Raw genomic sequence first — 21,796 nt, forward strand, 5'->3', positions numbered from 1 at the left:
GCCACTTCGCATCGCCGGCAGGCGTGTGAACGAGGCAGGAGGACAGAGATGGCTTGGAATCTGAACGGTACATATCTCGAGAGCTGCAACTGCGACACCGTATGTCCGTGCACCACCTCAGGCCTCACCGCACCCGCCGACAACGAGCGCTGCCAGTTGACCCTCGCGTTCCACGTCGCACGGGGTGAGGTCGACGGCGTGGACGTGTCGGACCGCAGCGTGGTCGTCTTCGCCGACACGCCCCGCGTGATGGCCGACGGCGGCTGGCAGGTGGCGCTGTACGTCGACGGTTCGGCCGACGACGGCCAGGCGGACGCGCTGGGCAAGGTCTTCTCCGGGCAGGCAGGCGGACCGATGGCGGCGCTCGTCCCCCTCATCGGCGAGGTCCTCGGCGTCGAACGTGTCCCGATCGACTTCACCGACGACGGTCGCCGCCACACGGTGCGGGTGGCGGACACCATCGACATCGAGATCGAGGACCAGGTGGCCCCACAGTTCGGCGAGGACGGTCCTGTGATGAAGCTGACCGGCATGTTCCACCCGGCGAACAACACGCTGACGATCGCCCGGTCGACGCGGGCCATCGGCAATGACGTACACGGCCGCTCCTGGGACTTCACCGGCCACAACGCACACTCGGCGCCCTTCTCATGGTCGGCGTGACCAGACCAGCGACCTTCGCCCGCCACAGGGCGCACTACACCGGGCTGGTGTTGCTCACGGCGGCCGCGGGCTGGGCGTGGGTGGCACTGCGGTGGGGCAATATGGGGCCCCGGACCATGGCCGGGGACCTGCCTGCCTTCATGGGCACATGGACGATCATGATGACCGCGATGATGCTGCCTGCCACGGCGCCCGTCGCCTCGCTGTACGCGCGGACGGCCGCCGTTCACCGGGCGCCGCGCATGATCGCGTTCACCGCCGGCTACGTGCTGGTCTGGGCCGCCGCCGGACTGCCGGCATACGCCCTGGCCGTCGGCGCGGATCGGGTCGCGACCACGTATCCCACCGCAGGGACGGCGGTGGCCTCCGCCGTTTTCGCGATCACCGGTGTCTACCAGCTCACCACCCTCAAGGACCGCTGTCTCACCCATTGCCGCTCACCGATCGGCCTGATGCTGCGCTACGCGTCGTACCGCGGACCCTGGCGCCACCTGCGCGCCGGGGCGCATCACGGTGCGTACTGCCTGGGATGCTGCTGGTCCTTGATGCTGCTGTTCGCGGCGTTCGGTGTGATGAACCTTTGGGCCATGGTGGCGCTGGCCACGATCGTCGCCGCTGAGAAACTCCTGCCGAGGGGTCCCCTTGTCGCCCGCGTCATCGGCGTCACCTCGCTCGCCCTCGCGATCGCCGTCTTCTGGCTACCCCTGCTGGCCCCCAACCTCACCGGCAGCGGCACGACCGGGATGCAGGCGTCCGTATTCTTCAGGTGATACGCGCCGTGCAGCCGCAACCGTGCCGGGCCCATGCCAGATCGTGCGTCACCGTTGTCAGTCGAGCCAGACGAGCATTGCGTCATCCGCCACGGCGGCGGCGTCGAAGAATTGCGTCAGGCCGTCGTACCACTGGCGCCCCCATTCAAGCGCTCCGGGCTCGTCCCACCGCAGGGGATACACCTCAGCGCTGGTCAAGTCGGCAGGATCCACGTCGTCGATGAGCTCGTCATACGTGGTGGTCTGAAACGCTTGCGCCGCGAGTCGGACCCGCTCGGGCCGCAGGTACCGCGGAGGTCCGTACCCCCAGTCCTCGTCCTCGGCGAACGGCTCCTCGCCGTGGACCACGTTTACGGGAAACTCTGCGCGCGCCAGCAGGAAGCGGAGCACGTCCCAGGTCTTGTACGTGCTGAAGTGCCGCGCATCGGCCGGTGCAGGCTCCGACTCCTCCTCGGCGTCCTGGACCTCTTCAACGAAGTCCAACGCCCAGTCAGGGTCCTGGATCGCTCGGTCAAGCTCAGCAGCCGTGACACGCAGGTACTCACCGATCATGCTCACGGCCGAAGACTAGGCGAGGACACTGACAACGACGGCCGGGCCCGTATCGGACTTGGATGCATGCCTCAGTGCCGTGACCGGCTTGTCGAGCGTGCTCAGCCGAGGCCGAGGGAGCTGAGGGCGGTCGTCCAGTCGGTGGCGATGGCGCGCTGGGCGGCGGCGAGGGTGACCTGGCCGGCGCAGACCGCGGTGTGCAGCTTCGTCTCCACCGGGTCCTTCTTGTTGTTCACCCCGGCCCCGCTCTTGTGACCGGGGTCCGCAGGCTCCACCCAGAGATTGCGGGGGTCGTTGGGGTCCCCGCCGAGCTGGAGGCTTATCAAGTGGTCGTACTCGGCATCCGCCATGCGGCCGGTGTAGCCGTACGAGGCCGCGTTGAGCCTCTTTTCCTTGCCGGTGACGGAAGCCGACGGACGCACGCCCCCGGTGTAACCGCCCTTGCGGCATATCGTCGACTTCAGGTTCGCCTGGGTGACCGCCGGGGATATGGCGCCCGGGGTGCACTTGGGGTCCGTCAGCGGCTCGCCTTTCTCGTACCGGTAGTGGCAGCTGTGCGCCGGCGCCTGCTGCATCACCGTGTACGACTTCTGCGGGCCCGCCCCAACGGCTATCGCCCGACCGGACGTGTCCCCGTTGGACGCCGTTGCCGATGAGCCCGGCGCCGGACTCCCGCTCCTGGACGCGCTCGTCCCCCCGGGCGAGGACGAGCATCCCGCCAGCAACAGGCAGGCAAGCAGTGCGGACGGCGCGGCGGAGCGTATGGAACGCATGACAACCCCTCACGGGAAGGCGATGGCTGAGCAGATATTCCCCCATCGGGGTGCCGCGCCACCGGGCGGGGTGGGCGCAATGGCGCACCTCGGCGCGTCCATGTTCACCACCCCACCGGCAACCGTCGCGGACTCCGGGTCATCTGGCCCGCCCGCCATTCGATGGTGTCCGTCGTGAACTCCGCGCGCAGGTGCGGGAAGCGTGCCGAGAGGTGGTGGAGGGCCAGTTCGAGTTCCAGACGCGCCAGCCAGGCGCCCAGGCAGTGGTGAGGGCCCGCACCGAAAACCACTCCGGGTGCCGGGAGCGGGGCGAAGAGGTCGGGCAGGCCGGGCGGGTAGACCTCGGGGTCCTGGTTGGCGGAGTTGGTGACGACCGCGACGACGCTGCCGGCGGGGATCGCCACCCCGCCCACCTCCGCGTCCGCCACCGCTCGCCGGATGAGACCGGGCAGCAGCCGGCCCTCGCTCAGGGGAATCGTCCGCAGGATCTGTTCCACCGCTGCCGCCGCCGCGGCCTGGCTCTTCGCGAGCCCCGCCCACGCGCCGCGCCGTTCGGTGAGCAGATATACCACCGCGTTTCCGAGCGCGGTCATGGTCGTCTCATGACCGGCCACGACCAGCCCGCAGACCAGGCGTACCAGCTTCCGGTCGCCGATCTCCGGATCCGCGCTCCCCGCCGCCACCAGCATGCTCACCAGATCGTCCCCGGGCGCCCGGCGCCGCTCGGCGATCAGTTCCGCACCGAAGGACGCGAACTCCCGCATCGCGCCTGTGACTTCTTCCGCCGTGTGGGCCCCGCCGGACAGGGCGTGATCCGCCCAGTGCCGTATCCGCTCGCGGTCCACGTGGTCGAGACCCATCAGCCGGCAGATCACCGACACGGGCAGCGGGCGGGTGAATCCCTCGATGATGTCGGCCGGTTGCGGCTGGTCGGCGAACCGGTCCAGGAGCGTCTCCACCACCGAGGACACCCAGGGCCGCCATCGCGCGATCGCCCGCGGTGTGAACGCCCGCTGCACGGTGTGCCGCAACCGCTGGTGCGCCGGACCGTCCTGATTCACCAGTCCGTCCGGGTCATCCAGCAGATTCGGTACGACGAGTAGACGCGGTGCGTCCTTTTCGTACAGCGAACTACGGTTGAAGCGGGAGTCCATCAGTACCTGACGGACATCGGCATACCGGCTGATCACCCAGACCGGCGTGCCGATGGGCAGGGTCGCGAGGCGGGGTGGTCCCGATTCGGGGAAGGTCACCTCGTGCATCGGGCAGAGCGGCCGGGACGTGCTGTGTTCGGTCATCCGGATCTCCTGGTGCGCCGGGGCGTACCCACCGAACGCTAGACCGCCACTCGTGCTCCGTCAGCGTCCGCAATCAGCCAACGCCGCGTTCTGTCAAGGCACTTGGCGGGCACTTGCGTGGTGAAGGGAGGACTGTCGACATGACGACGTCCACGAAGCAGGCGCCCGATTCGACGTCCGTGCAGCGGCGGATGCCCGGCTGGGCCAAGGGGGTCATCGCCCTCGTCGCGGTGCTCGCGGTACTGTTCGCCGGGCTGCGGCTGAGTGTGCTGCCGGGTCTGCGCGACCTGTTCGGCACGGACACCCACGACCGGTCGGGGCCCGCGCTCCTCAAGTCGATCCAGGACATGAGCCGTTACGAGGCCGCCTCCGGCAACTTCCAGGTGGTCGTGGACCTGGAGAAGGACTCCAGGTTTCTGCCGTCGGCGATCCGCGGCACCCGCACGCTGTATGTGGGCGCGGGCACGGTCGACGCGTACGTCGACCTCGGCAAGGTCGGCAAGCAGGACGTGTCGGTCAACGGCGACCGGACGTCCGCCACGCTCCGGTTGCCGCACGCGGCGCTGGGCAAGCCCACGCTCGACCCCGACCGCTCGTACGCGGTCTCCAAGCAGCGGGGTCTGCTGGACCGTATCGGTGACCTCTTCTCGGACAACCCCAACAACGAACGCGCGGTGCAGAAACTGGCGGTCCAGCACATCGGCGAGGCCGCGAAGGAGAGCGAACTGACCACCCGCGCCGAGGCGAACACCACCAGCATGCTCGACGGACTGCTGACGTCCCTCGGGTTCAAGGAGGTGAAGGTGTCCTACGGCAGCTAGGGTCACGCCCGTCAGCCATCCAGGACCCCCGGCAGGGCGAGCGCGCCGAGGAGTGCCGCGCCCGCCAGTACCCAGGCCACATAGTCGCCGATGTGCCCGGACTGCAGATGGCGCAGGGGCAGCGTCCAGCGCCGTTCACCGAGCAGTTCCGGGCGGGTGACGGCGAGCGCGGCCAGACCGAGCGCCAGGACCGTGGAGGTCAGCCCGAGCAGAACGCCGGTCGTGGTCCAGTGGGGCGAGGCGACCGCCCCACCGGACCCGGCCTCGTTCACGGAGCGCGCCACGATCCCGGCGAAGCCCGGTGCCACGCCCACGGCGAGTGACGCGGTCAGCAGCAGGGCGGGTACGGCGGTCATGGTGTCCGGGATCCTGCGCAGCCGGTGCCGGGTCTCGGGTTCCTCGCCGGTGCCGGGGGTCTCGTAGGAGGATCCGCCCCGTGGCCGGGGTCCGAGCCCGTAGAAGATGCGCGCGGCGACCCGCAGCACCGCACCCCCCGTGACCGCGGACACGACGACGTACAGCATGGTCAGCGGCCCGCCGACTGCCTCCTCGATGACCGCCTTGCCCAGGGAGGTGCCGAACGGCGGCAGTCCGGCGAGGGCCAGCCCGCCGAGAACGAACATCACCGCGACCCCGCGCAGCGGCCGGGCGCGTCCGTGCAGCGCGTGCTCGTCGACCGAGCCGAACCGGTCAAGCAGCACGCCGGTACAGGCGAACAGGGCGGCCTTCGCGCCGGCGTGGCCGAGGATGTACAGCGCGACCCCGTCGTCGGCCTCGGGGCTCAGGGTGCCGATACCGATGAGGAACAGCCCCATGTGGGCGACGGTGGAGTACGCGAGCAGCCGCTTTACATGCCGCTGGTACCAGCACATGAGAGCGCCGGCCACTCCGGTCAGGACACCGAGCACGATCAGTGCCCGCTCCAGGGAGGCTTCCGGGATCCCGCCGGGTCCGGAGAAGACCGTGCCGTACACGCGCCAGACTCCGTACGCCCCGAGTTCCACCATGACGCCGGACAGCAGCATGCACACCGGGGTCGGGGCGACGGCGTGCGCGTCGGGCAGCCAGAAGTGGAAGGGCACGGCGGCGGCCTTGACCAGCAGCCCGGTCAGGACGAGGACGAAGGCGGCCAGGGTCAGCACGTCGGGTCCGCCGTGGGCGTCCAGCCCGCGTCCTATGCGGTTCATGGCGAGTTCGCCGGTGCGCGCGTACAGCAGTCCGATGCCCATCAGCATGGCGTACGCGCCGAGGGAGTTGACGACGCCGAAGGTCAGCGCGCCCTGGACGGCCCGGGCGTCCTCGACGCGGGTGCCCGTGAGGGCGTAGGCGACGGCGCCCATCAGCTCGAAGAAGACGAACGCGTTGAACAGGTCGCCCGTGATCGCGAATCCGCACATGCCGCCCTGGAACAGCAGCAGAAGGGCCGGGAAGGAGCCGGCGTGCCCGCGGGGCGGTTCGTCGAAGTAGTGCCAGGAGTACGCGAGGGCGGCCAGGGTCAGCACGGAGGCGAGGGCGGCCATGCCGAGGCCGGTGCCGTTCCCGATGAGGACGATGCCGACGCTCTCGCCGTTCCGTGGCGTCCAGGCACCGACCCATTCGACCAGGGGCGGCGAGGAGTTCAGGCACAGCTCGATCGCCAGGCCCGCGGTGCCGGCCGAGACTGCGCACGCGATGCTCTCGGCGGCGACGCGGGGCAGCCGGCGTCCGCCCGCGACCAGCAGGCCGGCGCCGAGCAGGGGGACGGCGACGAGCAGCGGCAGCAGGTGGTTCATCAGCCGCGCAGCTCCCGCAGTGCGTCCGGGTCGATGGTGCCGTGGCGTTTGGAGACCTGTATGACGAGGGCGAGGAGCAGGGCGGTGACGGTGGCTCCGACGACGACGTCGGTGAGGGTGAGGGCCTGCACGATCGGGTCCACTACGGGCCGGGAGCCGGGGGTGATGTCCGAGTAGACGGGCGCGGTGCCGCCGTGGCGGTAGCCGACGGCGAGCAGCAGGACATAGGTGCCGGACTGGCACACGGCCAGGCAGCCGACGGCGTGGATCAGGTTGCGGCTGGTCGCAAGGCCGTGGCAGCCGGTCAGAAAGATCCAGACGGCCACGAGGTACGGCAGTACGGTCATCGTGTCCCGCTCTCCTCCTCGATCTCGACGGCCTGGTCCAGGAACCGGGCCAGCAGGACGACGACCGCGCAGGCGACCTCCATGCCGATGGCGGCGTTGAGGAGGGGGACGATGCCGCCGGACGACAGGGTGTTGAAGGTGCCGTACGGCAGCAGTGTGTTGGCCAGGAACGCCGTGCCGGCGAGGACGCCCGCGAGGCCCGTGACCAGGTAAGCGGACGCTGCGAGCGCGTCACCGGCCTCGAACAGGCCGACCGGCCGGACGCGTTCGAGGGCACGGTAGTCGGCGCCGAGGTAGAGCAGATGCAGGGCGGTCGCGGCGACGACCCCGCCCTGGAAGCCGCCGCCGGGGCTGAGCTGGCCGTGGGCGATCACATACAGGCCACAGAGGACGGCGACGGGCAGGACGATGAGCGCGTACCGGCGGACGGGCGGCGCGACCTCCTCCGGCTCGGGCTTCCCGCGCTTCTCGTCATGGGTCTGGCGGAGCAGGACGACGGTGCCGAGGACGGAGGCGAACAGGATGCTCATCTCGCCGAGCGTGTCGAAGGCGCGCTGGTCGAAGTTGACGGAGGCGATGGTGTTGGCGGTGTGGCGGGACAGGGAGGCGTGGACGGCCCGGGTGCCGTAGGGGTGCCAGGCACCGCCGAAACCGGGCAGACCGAAGCAGGCCGCGACGAGCAGGGCCGCCAGACCGGCGCCGCCCATGGCCAGGACGATCAGCCGTGCGGGCCGTGTCACCGCGCCTTCCCCTTGCCCCGGCCCTGCTCCCTCCGTCTGACTTTGCGCACCGAGAGCAGCAGCAGGAGCGGGGTCACGGCGGAGCCCACGGCGAGCTGCGAGAGGCCGACGTCGGGGGCCTGCATCACCGTGAACAGCAGGGCGAGGGCGACTCCGAGGACGGAGAGGACGAGGGCCTGGCGGACGGGATCGCGGACGGCGACGGCCGCGGTCGCCGAGGTGGCGACCAGCAGCAGGACCACGACGATCAGTGGTTCATCCATGGTGACTCCCGGTGAATCCGCCGGACAGGGCCCGGGAGGCGACGAGGTTGCCGCCGATCAGCAGTGCCCCGATGACCAGCAGCTTCACCATCGCCCGCCCGGGCCCGGTGACGGCGCACAGGACGAGGACGACCACGGCTCCGTAGGCCGCGACGGCATAGGTGACGGCCCGGGCGTGGGGCGGGTCCTCGGCCAGGTCCTCGGCGAGCAGCCGGGCGAAGACGAGGGTGCCCACGGGGCCGAGGAGGGCGAGAAGGAGAGCGAGATCGACGTACGAAGGACGCATGAAGCCCTGTGCGAGCAGGAGCAGTCCGGGGCAGGCGACCGCACTTGACAGGTTCTGGGCGACCACCCGTCGGCGCAGCGGCCCGGTGGCGACACCCCACACCGTGGCGCCCACTCCGGAGCCGAGCGCGATCGTGGCCGTCAGGGTCCAGCCGTTCACCGGGCGGCCACCGCCCGTCGTGCGGCCCATGCCGCGATGGCGCCGACGAGCGCGGAGGACGCCCCCACGACCCATTCCAAGGTGTCGACGGTGCTGATGAGGACGAGCCACAGCAGGGTGAGACCGGCCCACCGGACAAGAATTTCCAGCGCGGCCCGAGGGGTCGTACGCACGTTCATGCACCACCTCTGTCCACGCCACCTTATGGAATGTCCGTTATGTCATCCAAGCACCGCACGGGTTCCGCGAAGTGGCGGCGCGCGAGCGGCTGCTGCCCGGAGTGCCCCTCTCACGGGAGAGGAAACCGCCGTCCGCACGCATCAGTCTCAACAGTGATGTACCGCTCCCCCAGGCCCGTCGCGGACCGGCATCAGCGCCCACGTTCCGGGTAACCACCTTTATTCAGAGGGAAGTTGAAGCCGGGAGGGTGGGATGGCACGTACAGCGTTACGCACGCGTACCGCGAAATCCGGTCGCCGCCGGACTGCGGCGGCCCCACGGGGGCGACGGCCGCTCCCGCTTCCCGTACGGCTGCTGGTCATGGCGCTCGCCTTCGCGGCGATGGTGGCGTTCGCCGCCGCGCTGGCCCGGGTGACGCTGGAGCCGTCGCCCGCGTCCCGGGCGCTGGTCCACAGCAATCTGCATCCGGGCCGTTCCCTGCGCGCCTATCTGGACCAGCCCGAGACACGCGACGCCGTCAAGCAGATCGGCGGAAACATCCTGCTCGGCGTGCCGTTCGGCATCCTGCTGCCGATTCTGGCGCCCGGCACCCGGGGCCTCCTGCGCGTGGGGCTGGCCACCGCGGTCGTCATGCTGCTGGTGGAGCTGGTCCAGGGTGCGCTCGTCACGGGGCGCGCGTTCGACATCGACGACGTCATCCTCAACACGACGGGCGCACTGCTCGGTTATCTGCTCCTGGGGCGACGGCTGGGTCGCGCGGTGCACGCCGCCCGGCGCAGCAAATCGTCCTGAGACGGCAGCCCCAGCAAGGCCTCCGCAAGGCCCCCGCAAGGCCCTGCGCCCAACACGCCCAACTATCGTTCCATACCAGAGTCTTGACGCCCCCTTATCTCACCTCTTGAATCAAGAGGCGAATCAATGCGCCACGGACCCTTCCGGCGCAGTCGGCGCGCTCGGCTGCGCCGCCACCCCCCACCTCAGTCGGCCCGCCCGCGCCCGGGCGGCCGTACGGAAGGGAGCGTCATGCACTCCCCACGTCTGGTCCGCAGATGCCTGCTCGCCGCGCTCTCCGCGGTGCTCGCCGCTTCGGCCTTCACCGGTCCGGCCCACGCGGCTCCGGAGGCGGCGGCCGCGACGACCGTCTTCTCCGACACCTTCGACGGCCCCGCCGGTGCAGCTGTCGACTCCTCCAAGTGGCAGATCGAGACCGGCGACAACGTCAACAACCATGAGCGGCAGTACTACACGCCCGGCAGCAACAACGCAGCACTGGACGGCCAGGGCCATCTGGTGATCACGGCCCGCAGGGAGAATCCGGCGGGCTACCAGTGCTGGTACGGCACCTGTCAGTACACCTCGGCCAGGCTGAACACCGCCGGGAGGTTCACGGCGCAGTACGGCCATGTCGAGGCCCGGATGAAGATCCCGCGCGGGCAGGGCATGTGGCCGGCGTTCTGGATGCTCGGCAGTGACATCGGGCAGGTCGGCTGGCCCGCCAGCGGCGAGATCGACGTGATGGAGAACGTCGGCTACGAGCCCTCGACCGTCCACGGCACCATCCACGGGCCCGGCTACTCGGGGTCGGGCGGCATCGGCGCCGCGTACTCGCTGCCGGGCGGCCAGGCCTTCGCGGACGCCTTCCACACCTTCGCCGTGGACTGGGCGCCCGACTCGATCACCTGGTCCGTGGACGGCACGGTCTACGAGCGGCGCACTCCCGCCGATCTGGGCGGACGGACCTGGGTGTTCAACAAGCCGTTCTTCCTGATCCTCAACCTCGCGGTGGGCGGCTACTGGCCGGGCGACCCCGACGGTTCCACAGTGTTCCCGCAAACGCTCGTCGTGGACTCGGTGACGGTGACGACGAGCGACAGCCCGGCCGGCACCGGCGTCCCGATCACCGGGCTCGCGGGCAAATGCGTGGACGTGGCGGGGGCGAACTCCGCCAACGGCACACCCGTTCAGTTGTACGACTGCAACGGCACCGCCGCCCAGAAGTGGGCGGTCGCCTCGGACGGCACGCTGCGGGCGCTGGGCAAGTGCCTGGACGTGGTCGGCAACGGCACGGCGGACGGCTCCAAGGTCCAGTTGTGGGACTGCACCGGCGGACCCAACCAGAAGTGGACCGTCACCGCGGCCCACGACATCGTCAATCCGCAGGCGGACAAGTGCCTGGACGTGACGGACAACAACGCGGCCAACGGCACCCGGCTGCAGATCTGGTCGTGCTCCGGTGGCGCCAACCAGAAATGGACGGTCGGCTGACCGTCCGCCCACGGCCACGCCGCGGGCGGACGCCCCTCGCAGCCCCTGGGAAGCGGGGGCAGCTGTTGATCACCATGAATGCCGCAGGAATGCGCGCCGGGACCCCTTCCGGCCCCGGTGGCGCAGAAAACGGTCCCGCGCCGGCACGGGACCAGCGGCTAGTGGTGCAACCTCCAGGTCAGCTTGTCGCCGCCCACCCAGCGGACCACGTCCGGGTCATCGACGTCGTGGATGGCGATTCCGGCCTCTGCGGCCACCGCCAGCACGTCGATGAGCGACCTCGCCTCGGCAACCACCTGACCGTCGATCTCCACGATCCGGAACGGCGGGTTGCCCGGCTGGACCCCGAGCACCATGATCCGCGGATGGGAGATACGGGGACTCGCGATTTCGGTCATGAATCGAGGGTAGAGCGATTCGGGCGAGTCAGCGGCCGGGCGGCGCGCGAGCGCTCACGGGCCGCCCCGCGCACGGCCCGATGCGCCCCGCCCGCATGTTGGCCCGGACGGGCGAGGGCGCCCGGTGCGCGCCCGCCGTGCGGGCCGGACGTGCCTGGGCAACGCTGGGGGTAGGAGGTGCCGATGGAGCCCGTCGCAGCCCTGGACCGGATCGCGTTCCTGCTGGAGCGGGCCGGGGCCCCGACCTATCGCGTACGGGCCTTCCGTACCGCGGCTGCCGTACTGGCCGCGCTGCCCGAGGGCGAGGTCGCCGAGCGCGCGGCCGCCGGAACGCTGGAGTCGCTCAGGGGCATCGGCCCGAAGACGGCCCAGGTGGTGCGGGAGGCCCTGGCCGGACAGGTCCCCGGTTACCTGGAGCAATTGGAGCAGGAGAGCGAGGCGGCGCCGGCACCCGGCGGGGCGCGGCTGCGGGCGCTGCTGCGCGGTGACTGCCATCTGCACTCCGACTGGTCGGACGGCGGCAGCCCGATCGAGGAGATGGGCCGGACGGCGGCGCGGCTCGGACACGAGTGGGCGGCGCTCACCGACCACTCGCCCCGGCTCACCGTGGCCCGCGGACTGTCCGCCGAGCGACTGCGCGAGCAGCTGGAGGTCGTGGCCGCTCTGAACGCGCAGTGGGCGCCGTTCCGGCTGCTCACCGGCATCGAGTGCGACATCCTCGACGACGGGTCGCTGGACCAGGATCCTGAGCTTCTCGACCGGCTCGACATCGTGGTGGTGTCGGTGCACTCCAAGCTGCGCATGGACGCACGGTCCATGACCCGCCGCATGATCGCCGCCGTCCGTAATCCGCTCGCCGACGTGCTCGGCCACTGCACGGGGCGGCTGATCACCGGGCGTGGGCGCCCGGAGTCGGAGTTCGACGCGGACGCGCTGTTCGCCGCGTGCGCGGAAGCCGGTACCGCCGTGGAGATCAACAGCAGGCCCGAGCGGCTGGACCCGCCCCGGCGGCTGCTTCATCGCGCGGTCGAGGCCGGGGTGCTGTTCTCGATCGACTCCGATGCACACGCGCCCGGCCAGCTGGACTGGCAGATCCACGGCTGTGCCCGGGCCGAGGAGTGCGGAGTGCCCGCCGAGCGCGTGATCACCACCTGGACCGTGGACGAGCTGCTGGCCTGGACCCGCGGGCGGAAGGTGCCCGCGCGTGTGGCGGGCACATGAAGTGGTACCCGTGCCCGTACATGAGGGAGGCTGGGAACCATGGGACGGGCGGCGGTGTTCGACGTGGACGGCACCCTCGTCGACACCAATCATCTGCATGTCACGACGTGGTGGGAGGTGTTCCGGCAGGCCGGTCACCAGGTGCCGATGCACGCCATCCACCGGGCGGTGGGCCTCGGCTCGGAGGATCTGATCGCCCACCTGCTGGGAGGCCGCGACCGGGACGAGGTCGACACGCTCGTCGTCGCGCACACGGCCCTGTACGGAACGTACTTCGACCGGCTGCCACCACTGAAGGACGCCGGACGGCTGCTGCGGCGGCTCGACCACGACGGCTGGGACGTCGTGCTCGCCACGTCGGCGGGCGGGCGCGAGCTGTCGGCGCTGCGACGCGCGATCGGGGCTGACGACGCCATCAGGGCCACGGCGAGCGCGGACGACGTGGAGTCCGGCAAGCCCGCGCCCGAGCCCGTGGAACACGCCCTGGAGCTCGCCGGGGTACCGCCCGAGGCAGCGGTGTTCGTGGGCGACACGGTGTGGGACATGCGGGCGGGGACCCGCGCCGGGGTGACGTGCATCGGTCTGCTGTCGGGTGGCATTCCACGGGCGGATCTGCAGGAGGCCGGGGCCTGCTCCATCTACCGGGATCCGGCGCATCTGCTGGCGATGCTGGGGGACAGTCCACTGGCGCCCGACGCCTAGCTTCGTGATCCCTGTCGACGGGCAGGAGGCCGGTGACTCAGATCACGTCGGACACAGCGGTTTGCCGGAACACCCACCGGTAGTTTCTCGTTGAACCAACCGCGGGACGGACGGGACAGTGTCCCCGGGCCTCATCTCCTGTCCACAGGGACGATCGTTCGGCTGAAGCCCTGTGGAGCCTTTCGCCGAGAGGCGACCGCCGTCCGCGCCCACCACAGGCCGCCCCGACCGTGATTCCCCCGTCCGGTCGGGGCTCTTCTTTGCTCTCTGCGCCACGGGTGGCGTCGGCTTGACTTCGAGTGCTCTCCAATTCGTAGCGTCGATGCATGACCACTGCACAGCACAAGATCGGCTCGGGCTTCGGCGCCAGGAGCACCGCGGACGACGTACTCCAGGGCATCGATCTCTCCGGCAGGCTCGCGATCGTGACGGGCGGCTACTCCGGGCTCGGTCTGGAAACCACACGCGCGCTCACCAAGGCGGGTGCCCACGTCGTCGTTCCTGCACGCCGCCGGGCGGTCGCCGAGCAGGCGCTGGCGGACCTCGACCGGGTGGAGGTGGACGAACTCGACCTCGGTGACCTCGAGAGCGTGCGCGCCTTCGCCGACCGGTTCCTCGCCTCCGGCCGCACGATCGACATCGTGATCGACAACGCCGGGATCATGGCCTGCCCGGAGACCCGGGTGGGGCCCGGCTGGGAGGCGCAGTTCGCCACCAACCACCTGGGCCACTACGCCCTCGTCAACCGCCTGTGGCCCGCGATTCAGCCGGGCGGGGCGCGGGTCGTGTCCGTGTCGTCCGGCGGCCACCACCTCTCCGGGATCCGCTGGGACGACCTGCACTGGAGGCAGGGCTACGACAAGTGGCAGGCGTACGGGCAGGCCAAGACCGCGAACGTCCTGTTCGCCGTGCACCTCGACAAACTCGGCCGGGAGCACGGCGTCCGTGCCTTCTCCCTGCACCCGGGCGGGATCCTCACGCCCCTGCAGCGCCATCTCGCCCAGGAGGAGATGATCGAGCGCGGCTGGATCGACGAGACCGGCGCACCGGTGGACCCCGACGCCTTCAAGACGCCTCAGCAGGGGGCGGCCACCCAGGTGTGGGCCGCGACCTCACCGCAACTCGACGGCATGGGCGGGGTGTACTGCGAGGACTGTGACATCGCGGAGCCCGCGCCGACGGACGGCGCACGCGGCGGTGTCAAGGACTGGGCGATCGACCCGGAGCAGGCGGCACGTCTGTGGGACGTCTCGGCCGAGATCACGGGCGTCAACGCGTTCGCGTCCGGCTCCTGAGAGGCTGAATTTTCAGCCCGTCGTGGGGGTCCCCCTGCCCGAGCGGAGCCGAGAGCCTGGGGGAGTTTGAGGACAAGGCAGTTCAGGCCGACAGCGGTTCCCTGGGGGCTGCCGCCCCCAGGAAGCCGACGGCTACGTCCCCGCCCTCTCCCGCTGCGGCAGCACCGTGTGCCGCGGGTCCTCCGCCGACGCGATCCCCGCCGCGAACACCCCGAAGCGTGTCAACGCCGAGCCGGCGAGCAGGGCGGGCGGCGGAGCTGCCGGAGGTGACCGTTCAGGCACGCAAGACGTTCGTGGCGCTGGTCGGGCCCCGGCGTACCTTCGCCAGAGTGCGGCCGACCACACGTACCCACGTGGATGTGGGACTGCGGCTGCCGGGCGAGGCGCCGGGCGGGCGGCTGCTTACGGCGAAGGGGCTTGGGGACGAGATGGAGCTACGGGTCGCGCTCGCCGAGGTCGGCGACGTCGACGACGCGTTCGCCGCCGTCCTGCGCAGGGCGTACGACACCAACGCCTGAGTGGGCCCTTTCCGCCCCCACCCCCCATCCCCGGTGCACGCCCAGCTCCGCTGACCTGGCGGCGTCCGAGAGTCAGCGGGGTTCTGGGGGCGGCAGCCCAGCGAGGCAGCGCGCCCCGGTCAGCGCGGCGCCCGTTCCTCCAGTGCCGTCTGCCATGCGGGCGGCCGCCCCTTCCGGGCGGGTTCCGGCCTGCGGCCGCCGCGGGCGAAGAAGTCGGCGAGGGGCAGGATCGCCGCGCCCACCGTCACGGCATCCGGGCCGAGCTTGCCCAGGTCGATCGAGACCCGCTCGGCCGGATAGCGCAGGGCGTACGCCGTGGCATGCCGACGTACCTCGGGCAGGAACCGGGAGCCGAGCTGCAGCCCCGCCCAGCCGCCGATCAGGATTCGCTCGGGCTGGAACAGGTTGATCAGGTCGGACAGCCCCGCGCCCAGGTACTCGGCGGTCTCCTCCAGGACGCCCAGCGCGACCGGGTCGGCCTGGGTGCCCTCCGGCGGGTACGCCGCGGCCAGCAGGGCGGTCAGCGCGGTCTCCTCGTCGGTGTTCTCGGGGGGCCGCCCACCCTGCTCGCGCCACCGGTCGAGGAGGGCCTCCGCACCGGCGTACGCCTCCAGGCAGCCGAGAGCTCCGCAGCGGCACCGGCGTCCCCTGACCCGTACGGTCAGATGACCCCACTCCACGGCCCGGCCGCTGCTCACCTCCTCGGTGACCAGGCAGGCGCCGACACCGGAGCCGAAGAGGATCACGACCGCGGTGTGGGCGCCGCGTCCGGCACCGAACCACATCTCGGCCTGGCCCAGGGTCTTCGCGCCGTTGTCGATGAAGTACGGGACCGAGTCGGGGAGCCGGCACGTGGAGCGGAGCAGGGACTCGAGCGGGACGGCGTCCCAGCCGATGGTCTGGCCGTGCACGACCGCGCCCCGGTCGGGGGTGCGGGCCACGATGCCGGGTACGCCGATGCCGACGCCGAGCAGCCGTTCGGGGGCGAGTTCCGTGGCAGCCAGGACCTCTGCGATGCCGTCGCGGATATGCCCGACGATGACCTCGACGTCGTACCGCTGGTGCTCCAACGGGCGTTCGGTGCGGGCGAGTTCGGTGAGGGCCAGATCGAACAGCTCGACGCGGACGCGTGTCTCGCCGACGTCTACGCCGATCATGTGGCCGCCGGCGGGCGCGACGCGCAGCAGCGTGCGCGGGCGGCCGCCGTCGGAGTCGACGCTGCCGGCCTCCTCCACCAGGCCGTCGGCGACCAGTTCGGCGACCACGTTGCTGATGGAGCCGGAGCTGAGACCGGTCACCGGCCCCAGCTCGAAGCGGCTCATCGGACCGCCGAAGTACAGCCGCCGCAACACCTCGGCGCGATTGCCCCGGCGCAGGTCGCGCACCGTGCGCCCGTTCCGCCCCGCCATGCCGCTCCTTCCGCCCCTGCCCGAACCTGCACGATACCGACACCGCCGCATCGTGCCCGGACGCGCGTTTCCTCTCGCCCTCCGGGCGCTTAAATCAAACCCTAATTTAAGGGATGAGGGTCCTGGGCGGCAGACGGGTGCGCGGCACGCCCCGGTCGCGGCCTGCTTACGGCCTAGAAGTGACCTTCGGTGAGTTCGTCGAGGGCGGCCTCCAGCTGCGGGGACACCGCCTCGCGCACCCAGGTGACATGGTCGTCGCCGGCTGTGCGGGGCACCACCTCGATGAGCATGATCAGATAGAGGTAGCTTCGGTAGAGGCCGAGCCGACGGCGGGCGGCGGGGGTGAACTCGACCTCACCACCTGCCTCTCGATAGCCCGCGAGGAAGTCGGCATCGTCCCTGATGTCGCCGAGCAGGGCGAGTGAGACGAAGTCGGCGAGGGGGTCGCCCCAGAACATGCGCTCGCCGTCGATCAGGCCGCCGATGCGTGCCTCCTGCGCCGTCCGGTCCACCAGGATGTTCCCGTCCCACAGGTCGAAGTGGATCAGCCGCGGGACGGCGACCTCCTCGAGGGTGTCGTACGCGGTTCCGGCCGTGCGGGCGATGTCGTCCACGGGGCGGGGCAGCCAGGCGTGGAAGCGGCGGGCGTCGGCGAGAAGCGCGTCGTACATCGTGGTGAAGGCGGTGCGCCAGTCGGCGGCCAGAGGTCCGAGCGCGCCGGAGGGGTAGCCGAAGCCGGGGCCGTTCACCGTGTGGAGGCGGGCCACATGGCCGCCCAGTTCGCGCCGTAGACGGGCGCGCTCGGCGCGGTCGAGGTCGCCCCACGCGGAGATCCCGGGGCAGTACGTCAGCAGCAGGTGACCGTTCGGGGGCGCGGTCTCCGGTCCGACCGCCCCCGGCGCCGGCACCCCGACCGAGGCCGCCGCGCGGCAGAACCGCGCCTCCCCGATCAGGAGGTCGCGTTCGTGGGCGAGCCCGGGAGCGGTGCGCGGCGGCGGGATCTTCAGTACATACCGGCTGCCGTCGGCCAGGCGCAGTTCCTCGACCGTGTTGTACGTACCCCCGCCCAGGGGCCGGCAGTCGGTGAGCGCGTCGGCGGGCAGGCCCGCCGCGTCGAGCGCACGTCGTGCCCGCTCCTTGCCGTCCACCCCGCCCCCTGTCGTCGCCGGGGCCCACTCTGCCATGTGGGTCCCGGACGACGTGCAACTTTTCACACTTGAGCCCCCGGCCCCCTCAGCCGGCCGCGTACACATCCTCGGTATAACGGCCGGACACGATCAGCTCGTTCAGCCACTGCTCGTAGTCCCCGCCCGGCGAGCGCTCACCGTGCAGCGCCCGGAAGGCCGCGCGGACGCCGGGGGCCATGCGGGAGCCGTCGCCGCACACATGGACACGGGCTACGGCGTCGAGCAACCGCCACACCTCGTCGGCCTCGGCGGCGATGCGGTGCTGGACGAAGGAGACGCCGTCGACGGGCGTTGCGCTGAACGCGGGGCGCAGCGAGACGGCGCCGACGGCCTCGGCGGCGCGCAGTTCCTCGGCGTGCAGGAAGTCCGCGTCCGGTGCGTCGCCGCCGAAGTAGCAGACGGCCGGGGCCGGGTGGGCGCCCTCCGCCAGCGCCTGTACGCGGTCCGCGATGGCGCCGCGGAAGGGCCGGATCCGGGCCAGGACGGTGTCGCCGCGCTGGAGGGTGGCGAGGTGCCCGGATCCGACGCCCCGGTACGTGGCGTTCCCGGAGCGGGCCGGGGGCTGCAGCAGCGAGACCATGAGATCGATGTGCCCGGGGTCCGTCACGGACGACGAGGAAACGGAGTAGTGGCGCGGGCGCAGGGGGTGAGGAGATCGAGAAGCGTCGGCCAGTCAAGGGCGCCGCGCAGGGCGAGGTATGCCTCGATCACCTCGACGAGGGTGCGCGGATCGTCGGCGAGGGTGGCGAGTTGCCTGCGTTCGGGCGGGCACGGATTGGCGGCGGCGAGCACGGCCAGTTGGCCGCCGGTCGGACGTTCCTGCAATTCGACGTGGTGGGTGATGAGTTGACGTACCGTCAAAGGCCCGTCGACCGCGAGGCCGTCGCGGCGCGGGCGTGCGGCGCGGATGTCCAGGACGGTGTCCAGGTCCACGCCCAGCGCGGTGGCGGCACGTTCGACGAGTGCCTTGTCGTTGACGGGGAGCACGGTGACATGGTCGCCGGTGCGGTAAGGCGTGCCTTCGGGCAGCGCGAGACGCACGAACCGCTTGAGCCGCGGGTGGCCGGGGGCGGTCAGGTCGTACGCCTCCGTGACCGCCATCGGGGCCGGCTCGTGCCGTTCGGCGAGCGCGTCCAGCGGGCCGCCGATGAGGGTCCGGACCTCGTACGCCCGCGCGGGTTCCTCGGTGCCGACGGTGGCGTCCCGGTCCCCGTAGCGCTCCAGGAGGGCGGTGCGCGGCCGCCCGGTGAAGGCGCGGACCCTGCCGCCGAGGTCACCGGAGGCGTCGGCTGCCTCGCGGTCCAGCAAACGGGTGCCGCCCAGCGTGGCGAGGCGCTCGTCGATGCGTGTAGCCCTCGGGCTTCAGGTCCGGATCACCCACGAACACGACGTCCCGCCCGTACCGCCGACGCACCAGCCCGGCCCGTGCCCGCGCATGAGCTCCATGGCCTGCTGGATCGGGGTCCGGCCGGGGCCGACGTCGGAGATGTCGACGACGGGGACGCCGTGCTGAGTGCCGGTGGTCTGAGGGTGCGCGGTGGGGGCATGGCGCGACAACTGCCTTTCGCGGTACGGGGAGTACTGCTTCCAGCTTGATCGCCGCCCCCGGGCGGTCCACGCCCCGGGACTACATGATTCTGCAGTCGAAACCCCGCACCGGGGCTTGCCAAGCAGGCCGGGGTGCGCAAGGTCCGCGCCCGCGCAGGGCGACGTGTGCTCCAGGGCCGACCGGTCGATCTCCTCGTTTGTCGAGCGGGTCGCGGATCCCGGCCCCCGAATGCCCGCCTAATATCCGGTCGTGGCGAAGACCTTTGAAGAAATCGTGGAGATGCAGCGTGCGGCGGACGATGCGCAGGCGAAGGCCGCCGAGCTGCGCGAGATGTACGGCCCGCCCACCGTCACCCCGTGGACCAAGCAGCAGTCCGACCTGTACGAGACCGCGTTTCGCGCCTGGCGGGACCTGGCCCGCGACCTTCAGGCCGAGATCACCGAACACGCGAAGGAACATGGCAGGCCCCGCAGCGAGGTCGAAGCGGAGGTGAGGGAACAGGCGGACTCGCCGGCGGAGGGCGCCTAGGTCGCGTCGCGAAGCTCGGGCAGCACTCCCCACCCGGTCTCCCACACCGTCGTGTCCCGCCACTGCCGCTCCCGGATACGGGTCCGACACCCACCCCGAGCCCGCCTGTCCCTCAGACGAACCGGGAGCTGCCCACCGGGCCGGACGAGGTCAGACGGGCCCGGTCCCCCCGCAGCCAGGTTCCGCGGACGGTCGTGACGAAGTCCGTGAACCGTTCGTCCGTATCCGCAGGAGTCTCGCCGTCGCCCTCGACCCGCGCCGGATCGGCTCCCACGATGTCGGCGGCGATCTCGGCCGCGGGGCGGTCGTCGCCTGCCGTGCGCTCGACCTCGCCGTCGTCGCCCTGACGCAGTTGCCCCTCCCGCGGTGCCGTCACCGACTGCCGGTCATGCGATGAGCATTCAATGCGATTTCGCCGTCCGGCACGCCGATGGCGGCCGTGCGTCGGGGGGACGGCGGCCGGAGCTGTTCACACCGGGCAACTGCCCTGGCAGTCTGCGGGGGCAGAACGTACTGGACCGGTTCCGGCCGCAGGAGCCGACCCAGATCGAGCGGATCGCCCATGCGCTGCGGCTGCGGCACCGTTCGCGCTATCCGGTGTCCGTACGCTGGGACGCGGCGGACGGCGTGCGGCGTCACGGCGAGCTGACCGCGGAGCCGGTGAGCGACTCGGTCGAGGCGACGCCCGCGCTGCTGGTCCTGGTGCGCGTGCTCGGCGAGTGCCCCGCGCCGGACGCCTCGGCCGCGGCCACGTCGGCCGGCCCCGCCGAGGCCCGCATCCTGGCCCTGCCGGCCGGGGGTGCGGACACTGCCCGCACCGCACAGGAGACGGGCCTCTCCGTCGATGGCGTCACCTACCGTCTACGGCGCCTGTCCGCGCGCTGGGGCGCGGCCAACCACACGGAACTGGTCGCCCGCGCCTACGCGTTGGGCGTGCTCACTCCGGGGGTGTGGCCGCCGGAGGCGGCCGGCTGCTGAGCCGCCGCGTCACTCTGCGGAATCAATGCTGCCGCCGCGGCACCCTGCCGTACCCGTCGGCTCGGTCGGGCATGGATTCCGACGCTCGCAACGCCCGAGCCGTCCCCGCGCCCTCGGGCGCCCCGAAGCGTGCCAGGCAGTGCCACACCATCTTCAGGTCCTGCAGTTCGTGGCGGCCCGTGCGCGCGGCATCGCCGATGATCCGCGGGTCGAGGTGCCCGTTCTCCGCTATGCACGCACCCAACTCGACGTACTCCGGGCCGCGGTAGTCCGCGTGACGGCGCAACTCGGCGACGGACAGCCGGTATCCGGGGTGCCATTCGACGGGGCACGGGAGCCGGCGGGCGGCGGCCTCGACCAGGGTGCCGCGGTAGCTCGCGTCCAGGACCAGTGCCTCCATGTCCCGCTCCAGGACGACGGGGCCGTGCACCTGGGCCTCGATGTAATCGTTGAGGGCGTCCTGGTCGTCTGCCTCGGCGAGTTCGATGAGGTTCATTCCGGCGGCCACCCCGAAGTGGGCGGGTTCGGCCGCGCTGTCCGGATAGCAGAACGTGGCCCGCTCCAGCGCTTCGGCGGTCAGCCGAAAGTGCGAGGAGCCGAACCGCGGTGCCGCGCCGACCACTTGGCCACGGAAGTTCAGCGCGCCGTACACCGGCCGCTCGTAGGCGGGCGCGGAGTCGTACGCCCCGCCGAAGATCCGGCTCTCCCAGCGCCGGCGGTCGCCGCCGGGGTGCGCGGTGAGGCCGCCGTTGCTGGTACCCGTGACGAACTGCGAGTGGTACGTGCCGTCCGCGGCCAGTGCTTCCAGTATGGGCCGCCCGCCCACGAGCCGGTCGGGGTGGAAGTTGAGCGTCAGCCGCAGATCCCGGCTCACCCGGGGTCCCGAGGAGCGGTCGGCGACATGGCGCAGGGCGCGGTCGGCCGGCGTTGCGGCTTTCCCTCCCCATGCGAAATCCATTGGCCCTCCCCCACGAAAGATCACTCGGGGAGAAGGAGGTCCGCAACTCTTTTGTCCACTGCTCGATCATCGGGGGCGTACCCGATGAGGGTGCTGTACTTTGCCCCCGGCAAGGCTCACGCGAGGTTGCTGTCCCTTATGCGTACGTTCGATGCCTGTGCGGA

Annotated in this window: 26 protein-coding genes and 2 pseudogenes; 11 read left to right on the forward strand and 17 right to left on the reverse strand. The window is 71.2% G+C overall.

The features are described from left to right. The first annotated feature begins 48 nt into the window (after positions 1-48). Positions 49-663 carry a DUF1326 domain-containing protein gene (locus ABT186_RS07550; RefSeq protein ID WP_351235461.1) on the forward strand — a complete coding sequence of 205 codons (615 nt, stop codon included), beginning with the start codon at positions 49-51 and terminating at the stop codon, positions 661-663. Continuing rightward, positions 660-1,433, forward strand: a complete 774-nt coding sequence (locus ABT186_RS07555; protein ID WP_351924042.1) for a DUF2182 domain-containing protein — start codon at positions 660-662, stop codon at positions 1,431-1,433. The genes ABT186_RS07550 and ABT186_RS07555 overlap by 4 nt, the downstream gene beginning before the upstream one ends. 57 nt (positions 1,434-1,490) lie before the next feature. On the opposite strand, the gene ABT186_RS07560 is transcribed toward ABT186_RS07555, so the two are convergent. The 3 genes from ABT186_RS07560 to ABT186_RS07570 all read right to left on the reverse strand — a co-directional run bounded on the left by ABT186_RS07560 (position 1,491) and on the right by ABT186_RS07570 (position 4,056). After that, positions 1,491-1,985, reverse strand: a complete 495-nt coding sequence (locus ABT186_RS07560; RefSeq protein WP_351924118.1) for a YfbM family protein — start codon at positions 1,983-1,985, stop codon at positions 1,491-1,493. A gap of 101 nt (positions 1,986-2,086) precedes the next feature. Further along, entirely contained in the window at positions 2,087-2,758 is a 672-nt protein-coding gene (locus ABT186_RS07565; RefSeq protein WP_351235467.1) for a hypothetical protein, read from the reverse strand. Between the two features lie 104 nt (positions 2,759-2,862). Continuing rightward, positions 2,863-4,056 carry a cytochrome P450 gene (locus ABT186_RS07570; RefSeq protein ID WP_351924044.1) on the reverse strand — a complete coding sequence of 398 codons (1,194 nt, stop codon included), beginning with the start codon at positions 4,054-4,056 and terminating at the stop codon, positions 2,863-2,865. A 140-nt stretch (positions 4,057-4,196) separates the two neighbouring features. Between ABT186_RS07570 and ABT186_RS07575 the strand changes: the two genes are divergently transcribed. Continuing rightward, positions 4,197-4,877 (forward strand): DUF4230 domain-containing protein, encoded by a 681-nt coding sequence (locus ABT186_RS07575; protein ID WP_351235470.1) that lies wholly within the window; start codon positions 4,197-4,199, stop codon positions 4,875-4,877. An 11-nt stretch (positions 4,878-4,888) separates the two neighbouring features. On the opposite strand, the gene ABT186_RS07580 is transcribed toward ABT186_RS07575, so the two are convergent. The 6 genes from ABT186_RS07580 to ABT186_RS07605 are packed head-to-tail and all read right to left on the reverse strand — an operon-like array spanning position 4,889 to position 8,623. Continuing rightward, the gene (locus ABT186_RS07580) at positions 4,889-6,649 is read right to left on the reverse strand and encodes a complex I subunit 5 family protein (RefSeq protein ID WP_351924046.1); all 1,761 of its coding nucleotides are present in this window, start codon (positions 6,647-6,649) and stop codon (positions 4,889-4,891) included. Continuing rightward, a complete protein-coding gene (locus ABT186_RS07585) occupies positions 6,649-6,996 on the reverse strand; it encodes a sodium:proton antiporter (RefSeq protein ID WP_351924048.1) in 348 nt (115 codons plus the stop codon). Before ABT186_RS07585 ends, ABT186_RS07580 begins: the two co-directional genes overlap by 1 nt. After that, positions 6,993-7,736, reverse strand: a complete 744-nt coding sequence (locus tag ABT186_RS07590; protein WP_351235473.1) for an MnhB domain-containing protein — start codon at positions 7,734-7,736, stop codon at positions 6,993-6,995. Before ABT186_RS07590 ends, ABT186_RS07585 begins: the two co-directional genes overlap by 4 nt. After that, positions 7,733-7,999, reverse strand: a complete 267-nt coding sequence (locus ABT186_RS07595; protein WP_351235475.1) for a Na(+)/H(+) antiporter subunit B — start codon at positions 7,997-7,999, stop codon at positions 7,733-7,735. Before ABT186_RS07595 ends, ABT186_RS07590 begins: the two co-directional genes overlap by 4 nt. Beyond that, complete coding sequence (locus tag ABT186_RS07600) at positions 7,992-8,444, reverse strand: monovalent cation/H+ antiporter complex subunit F (RefSeq protein WP_351235482.1); 453 nt, start codon at positions 8,442-8,444, stop codon at positions 7,992-7,994. The genes ABT186_RS07595 and ABT186_RS07600 overlap by 8 nt, the downstream gene beginning before the upstream one ends. Then, entirely contained in the window at positions 8,441-8,623 is a 183-nt protein-coding gene (locus tag ABT186_RS07605) for a hypothetical protein (RefSeq protein ID WP_351235477.1), read from the reverse strand. The genes ABT186_RS07600 and ABT186_RS07605 overlap by 4 nt, the downstream gene beginning before the upstream one ends. Positions 8,624-8,984: 361 nt before the next feature. Here ABT186_RS07605 and ABT186_RS07610 point away from each other — a divergent pair, with 361 nt between their 5' ends. Together ABT186_RS07610 and ABT186_RS07615 are read left to right on the forward strand one after the other, a co-directional pair. Further along, positions 8,985-9,416 carry a VanZ family protein gene (locus ABT186_RS07610; protein WP_502973153.1) on the forward strand — a complete coding sequence of 144 codons (432 nt, stop codon included), beginning with the start codon at positions 8,985-8,987 and terminating at the stop codon, positions 9,414-9,416. A 231-nt stretch (positions 9,417-9,647) separates the two neighbouring features. Continuing rightward, positions 9,648-10,889, forward strand: a complete 1,242-nt coding sequence (locus ABT186_RS07615) for a lectin (RefSeq protein WP_351924052.1) — start codon at positions 9,648-9,650, stop codon at positions 10,887-10,889. 158 nt (positions 10,890-11,047) lie between these two features. Here ABT186_RS07615 and ABT186_RS07620 read toward each other — a convergent pair whose 3' ends face one another. Further along, positions 11,048-11,287 carry a hypothetical protein gene (locus tag ABT186_RS07620; protein ID WP_351924054.1) on the reverse strand — a complete coding sequence of 80 codons (240 nt, stop codon included), beginning with the start codon at positions 11,285-11,287 and terminating at the stop codon, positions 11,048-11,050. 183 nt (positions 11,288-11,470) lie between these two features. On the opposite strand from ABT186_RS07620, the gene ABT186_RS07625 reads away from it, so the two are divergent. The 3 genes from ABT186_RS07625 (at position 11,471) to ABT186_RS07635 (ending at position 14,505) form a co-directional block, all read left to right on the forward strand. After that, positions 11,471-12,508: a PHP domain-containing protein gene (locus tag ABT186_RS07625; protein WP_351924056.1), complete on the forward strand. Its 1,038-nt coding sequence runs from the start codon at positions 11,471-11,473 to the stop codon at positions 12,506-12,508. A gap of 39 nt (positions 12,509-12,547) precedes the next feature. Next, a complete protein-coding gene (locus ABT186_RS07630; RefSeq protein ID WP_351234634.1) occupies positions 12,548-13,210 on the forward strand; it encodes an HAD family hydrolase in 663 nt (220 codons plus the stop codon). Positions 13,211-13,536: 326 nt separating this feature from the next. Continuing rightward, the gene (locus ABT186_RS07635) at positions 13,537-14,505 is read left to right on the forward strand and encodes an SDR family NAD(P)-dependent oxidoreductase (protein ID WP_351924058.1); all 969 of its coding nucleotides are present in this window, start codon (positions 13,537-13,539) and stop codon (positions 14,503-14,505) included. 132 nt (positions 14,506-14,637) lie between these two features. Here the strand turns inward: ABT186_RS07635 and ABT186_RS07640 are convergent. After that, positions 14,638-14,757: pseudogene (locus ABT186_RS07640) on the reverse strand (NrfD/PsrC family molybdoenzyme membrane anchor subunit); the annotation flags it as partial. A gap of 14 nt (positions 14,758-14,771) precedes the next feature. On the opposite strand from ABT186_RS07640, the gene ABT186_RS07645 reads away from it, so the two are divergent. Beyond that, the gene (locus ABT186_RS07645) at positions 14,772-15,023 is read left to right on the forward strand and encodes a hypothetical protein (RefSeq protein WP_351234637.1); all 252 of its coding nucleotides are present in this window, start codon (positions 14,772-14,774) and stop codon (positions 15,021-15,023) included. A gap of 119 nt (positions 15,024-15,142) precedes the next feature. Here ABT186_RS07645 and ABT186_RS07650 read toward each other — a convergent pair whose 3' ends face one another. The 4 genes and pseudogenes from ABT186_RS07650 to ABT186_RS07665 form a co-directional block, all read right to left on the reverse strand. Continuing rightward, positions 15,143-16,432 (reverse strand): ROK family transcriptional regulator, encoded by a 1,290-nt coding sequence (locus ABT186_RS07650; RefSeq protein WP_351924060.1) that lies wholly within the window; start codon positions 16,430-16,432, stop codon positions 15,143-15,145. A gap of 173 nt (positions 16,433-16,605) precedes the next feature. Continuing rightward, complete coding sequence (locus ABT186_RS07655) at positions 16,606-17,616, reverse strand: phosphotransferase family protein (protein WP_351924062.1); 1,011 nt, start codon at positions 17,614-17,616, stop codon at positions 16,606-16,608. A 49-nt stretch (positions 17,617-17,665) separates the two neighbouring features. Next, a pseudogene (locus ABT186_RS07660) lies at positions 17,666-18,969 on the reverse strand (ferredoxin reductase domain-containing protein); the annotation flags it as partial. A 12-nt stretch (positions 18,970-18,981) separates the two neighbouring features. Further along, positions 18,982-19,176, reverse strand: coding sequence for a hypothetical protein (locus tag ABT186_RS07665; RefSeq protein WP_351234647.1), 195 nt, complete (start codon positions 19,174-19,176; stop codon positions 18,982-18,984). Positions 19,177-19,417: 241 nt separating this feature from the next. On the opposite strand from ABT186_RS07665, the gene ABT186_RS07670 reads away from it, so the two are divergent. Then, a complete protein-coding gene (locus ABT186_RS07670; protein WP_351234649.1) occupies positions 19,418-19,696 on the forward strand; it encodes a hypothetical protein in 279 nt (92 codons plus the stop codon). 112 nt (positions 19,697-19,808) lie between these two features. Here the strand turns inward: ABT186_RS07670 and ABT186_RS07675 are convergent, their stop codons facing one another. After that, the gene (locus ABT186_RS07675) at positions 19,809-20,072 is read right to left on the reverse strand and encodes a hypothetical protein (protein WP_351234651.1); all 264 of its coding nucleotides are present in this window, start codon (positions 20,070-20,072) and stop codon (positions 19,809-19,811) included. Positions 20,073-20,089: 17 nt separating this feature from the next. Here ABT186_RS07675 and ABT186_RS07680 point away from each other — a divergent pair, with 17 nt between their 5' ends. Beyond that, on the forward strand, positions 20,090-20,674 hold the full coding sequence (locus ABT186_RS07680; RefSeq protein WP_351924064.1) for a helix-turn-helix transcriptional regulator: 585 nt from the start codon (positions 20,090-20,092) through the stop codon (positions 20,672-20,674). A gap of 22 nt (positions 20,675-20,696) precedes the next feature. Here ABT186_RS07680 and ABT186_RS07685 read toward each other — a convergent pair whose 3' ends face one another. Continuing rightward, positions 20,697-21,632, reverse strand: a complete 936-nt coding sequence (locus ABT186_RS07685) for a DUF3626 domain-containing protein (RefSeq protein ID WP_351924066.1) — start codon at positions 21,630-21,632, stop codon at positions 20,697-20,699. Positions 21,633-21,796 lie beyond the last annotated feature (164 nt).

Origin of the sequence: Streptomyces sp. NPDC001634 (assembly GCF_040298185.1) — a bacterium.
GTDB lineage: Bacteria > Actinomycetota > Actinomycetes > Streptomycetales > Streptomycetaceae > Streptomyces.

Bases quoted from the DNA above. Each gene is read 5' to 3' on its own strand.
- ABT186_RS07610 (WP_502973153.1), top strand. From the start codon at position 8,985: ATGGCGCTCGCCTTCGCGGCGATGGTGGCGTTCGCCGCCGCGCTGGCC.
- ABT186_RS07570 (WP_351924044.1), bottom strand. From the start codon at position 4,056: ATGACCGAACACAGCACGTCCCGGCCGCTCTGCCCGATGCACGAGGTG.
- ABT186_RS07550 (WP_351235461.1), top strand. From the start codon at position 49: ATGGCTTGGAATCTGAACGGTACATATCTCGAGAGCTGCAACTGCGAC.
- ABT186_RS07635 (WP_351924058.1), top strand. From the start codon at position 13,537: ATGACCACTGCACAGCACAAGATCGGCTCGGGCTTCGGCGCCAGGAGC.
- ABT186_RS07615 (WP_351924052.1), top strand. From the start codon at position 9,648: ATGCACTCCCCACGTCTGGTCCGCAGATGCCTGCTCGCCGCGCTCTCC.
- ABT186_RS07560 (WP_351924118.1), bottom strand. From the start codon at position 1,985: ATGATCGGTGAGTACCTGCGTGTCACGGCTGCTGAGCTTGACCGAGCG.
- ABT186_RS07685 (WP_351924066.1), bottom strand. From the start codon at position 21,632: ATGGATTTCGCATGGGGAGGGAAAGCCGCAACGCCGGCCGACCGCGCC.
- ABT186_RS07650 (WP_351924060.1), bottom strand. From the start codon at position 16,432: ATGGCGGGGCGGAACGGGCGCACGGTGCGCGACCTGCGCCGGGGCAAT.
- ABT186_RS07575 (WP_351235470.1), top strand. From the start codon at position 4,197: ATGACGACGTCCACGAAGCAGGCGCCCGATTCGACGTCCGTGCAGCGG.
- ABT186_RS07585 (WP_351924048.1), bottom strand. From the start codon at position 6,996: ATGACCGTACTGCCGTACCTCGTGGCCGTCTGGATCTTTCTGACCGGC.
- ABT186_RS07655 (WP_351924062.1), bottom strand. From the start codon at position 17,616: ATGGCAGAGTGGGCCCCGGCGACGACAGGGGGCGGGGTGGACGGCAAG.
- ABT186_RS07625 (WP_351924056.1), top strand. From the start codon at position 11,471: ATGGAGCCCGTCGCAGCCCTGGACCGGATCGCGTTCCTGCTGGAGCGG.
- ABT186_RS07605 (WP_351235477.1), bottom strand. From the start codon at position 8,623: ATGAACGTGCGTACGACCCCTCGGGCCGCGCTGGAAATTCTTGTCCGG.
- ABT186_RS07620 (WP_351924054.1), bottom strand. From the start codon at position 11,287: ATGACCGAAATCGCGAGTCCCCGTATCTCCCATCCGCGGATCATGGTG.
- ABT186_RS07595 (WP_351235475.1), bottom strand. From the start codon at position 7,999: ATGGATGAACCACTGATCGTCGTGGTCCTGCTGCTGGTCGCCACCTCG.
- ABT186_RS07565 (WP_351235467.1), bottom strand. From the start codon at position 2,758: ATGCGTTCCATACGCTCCGCCGCGCCGTCCGCACTGCTTGCCTGCCTG.
- ABT186_RS07680 (WP_351924064.1), top strand. From the start codon at position 20,090: ATGAGCATTCAATGCGATTTCGCCGTCCGGCACGCCGATGGCGGCCGT.
- ABT186_RS07580 (WP_351924046.1), bottom strand. From the start codon at position 6,649: ATGAACCACCTGCTGCCGCTGCTCGTCGCCGTCCCCCTGCTCGGCGCC.
- ABT186_RS07630 (WP_351234634.1), top strand. From the start codon at position 12,548: ATGGGACGGGCGGCGGTGTTCGACGTGGACGGCACCCTCGTCGACACC.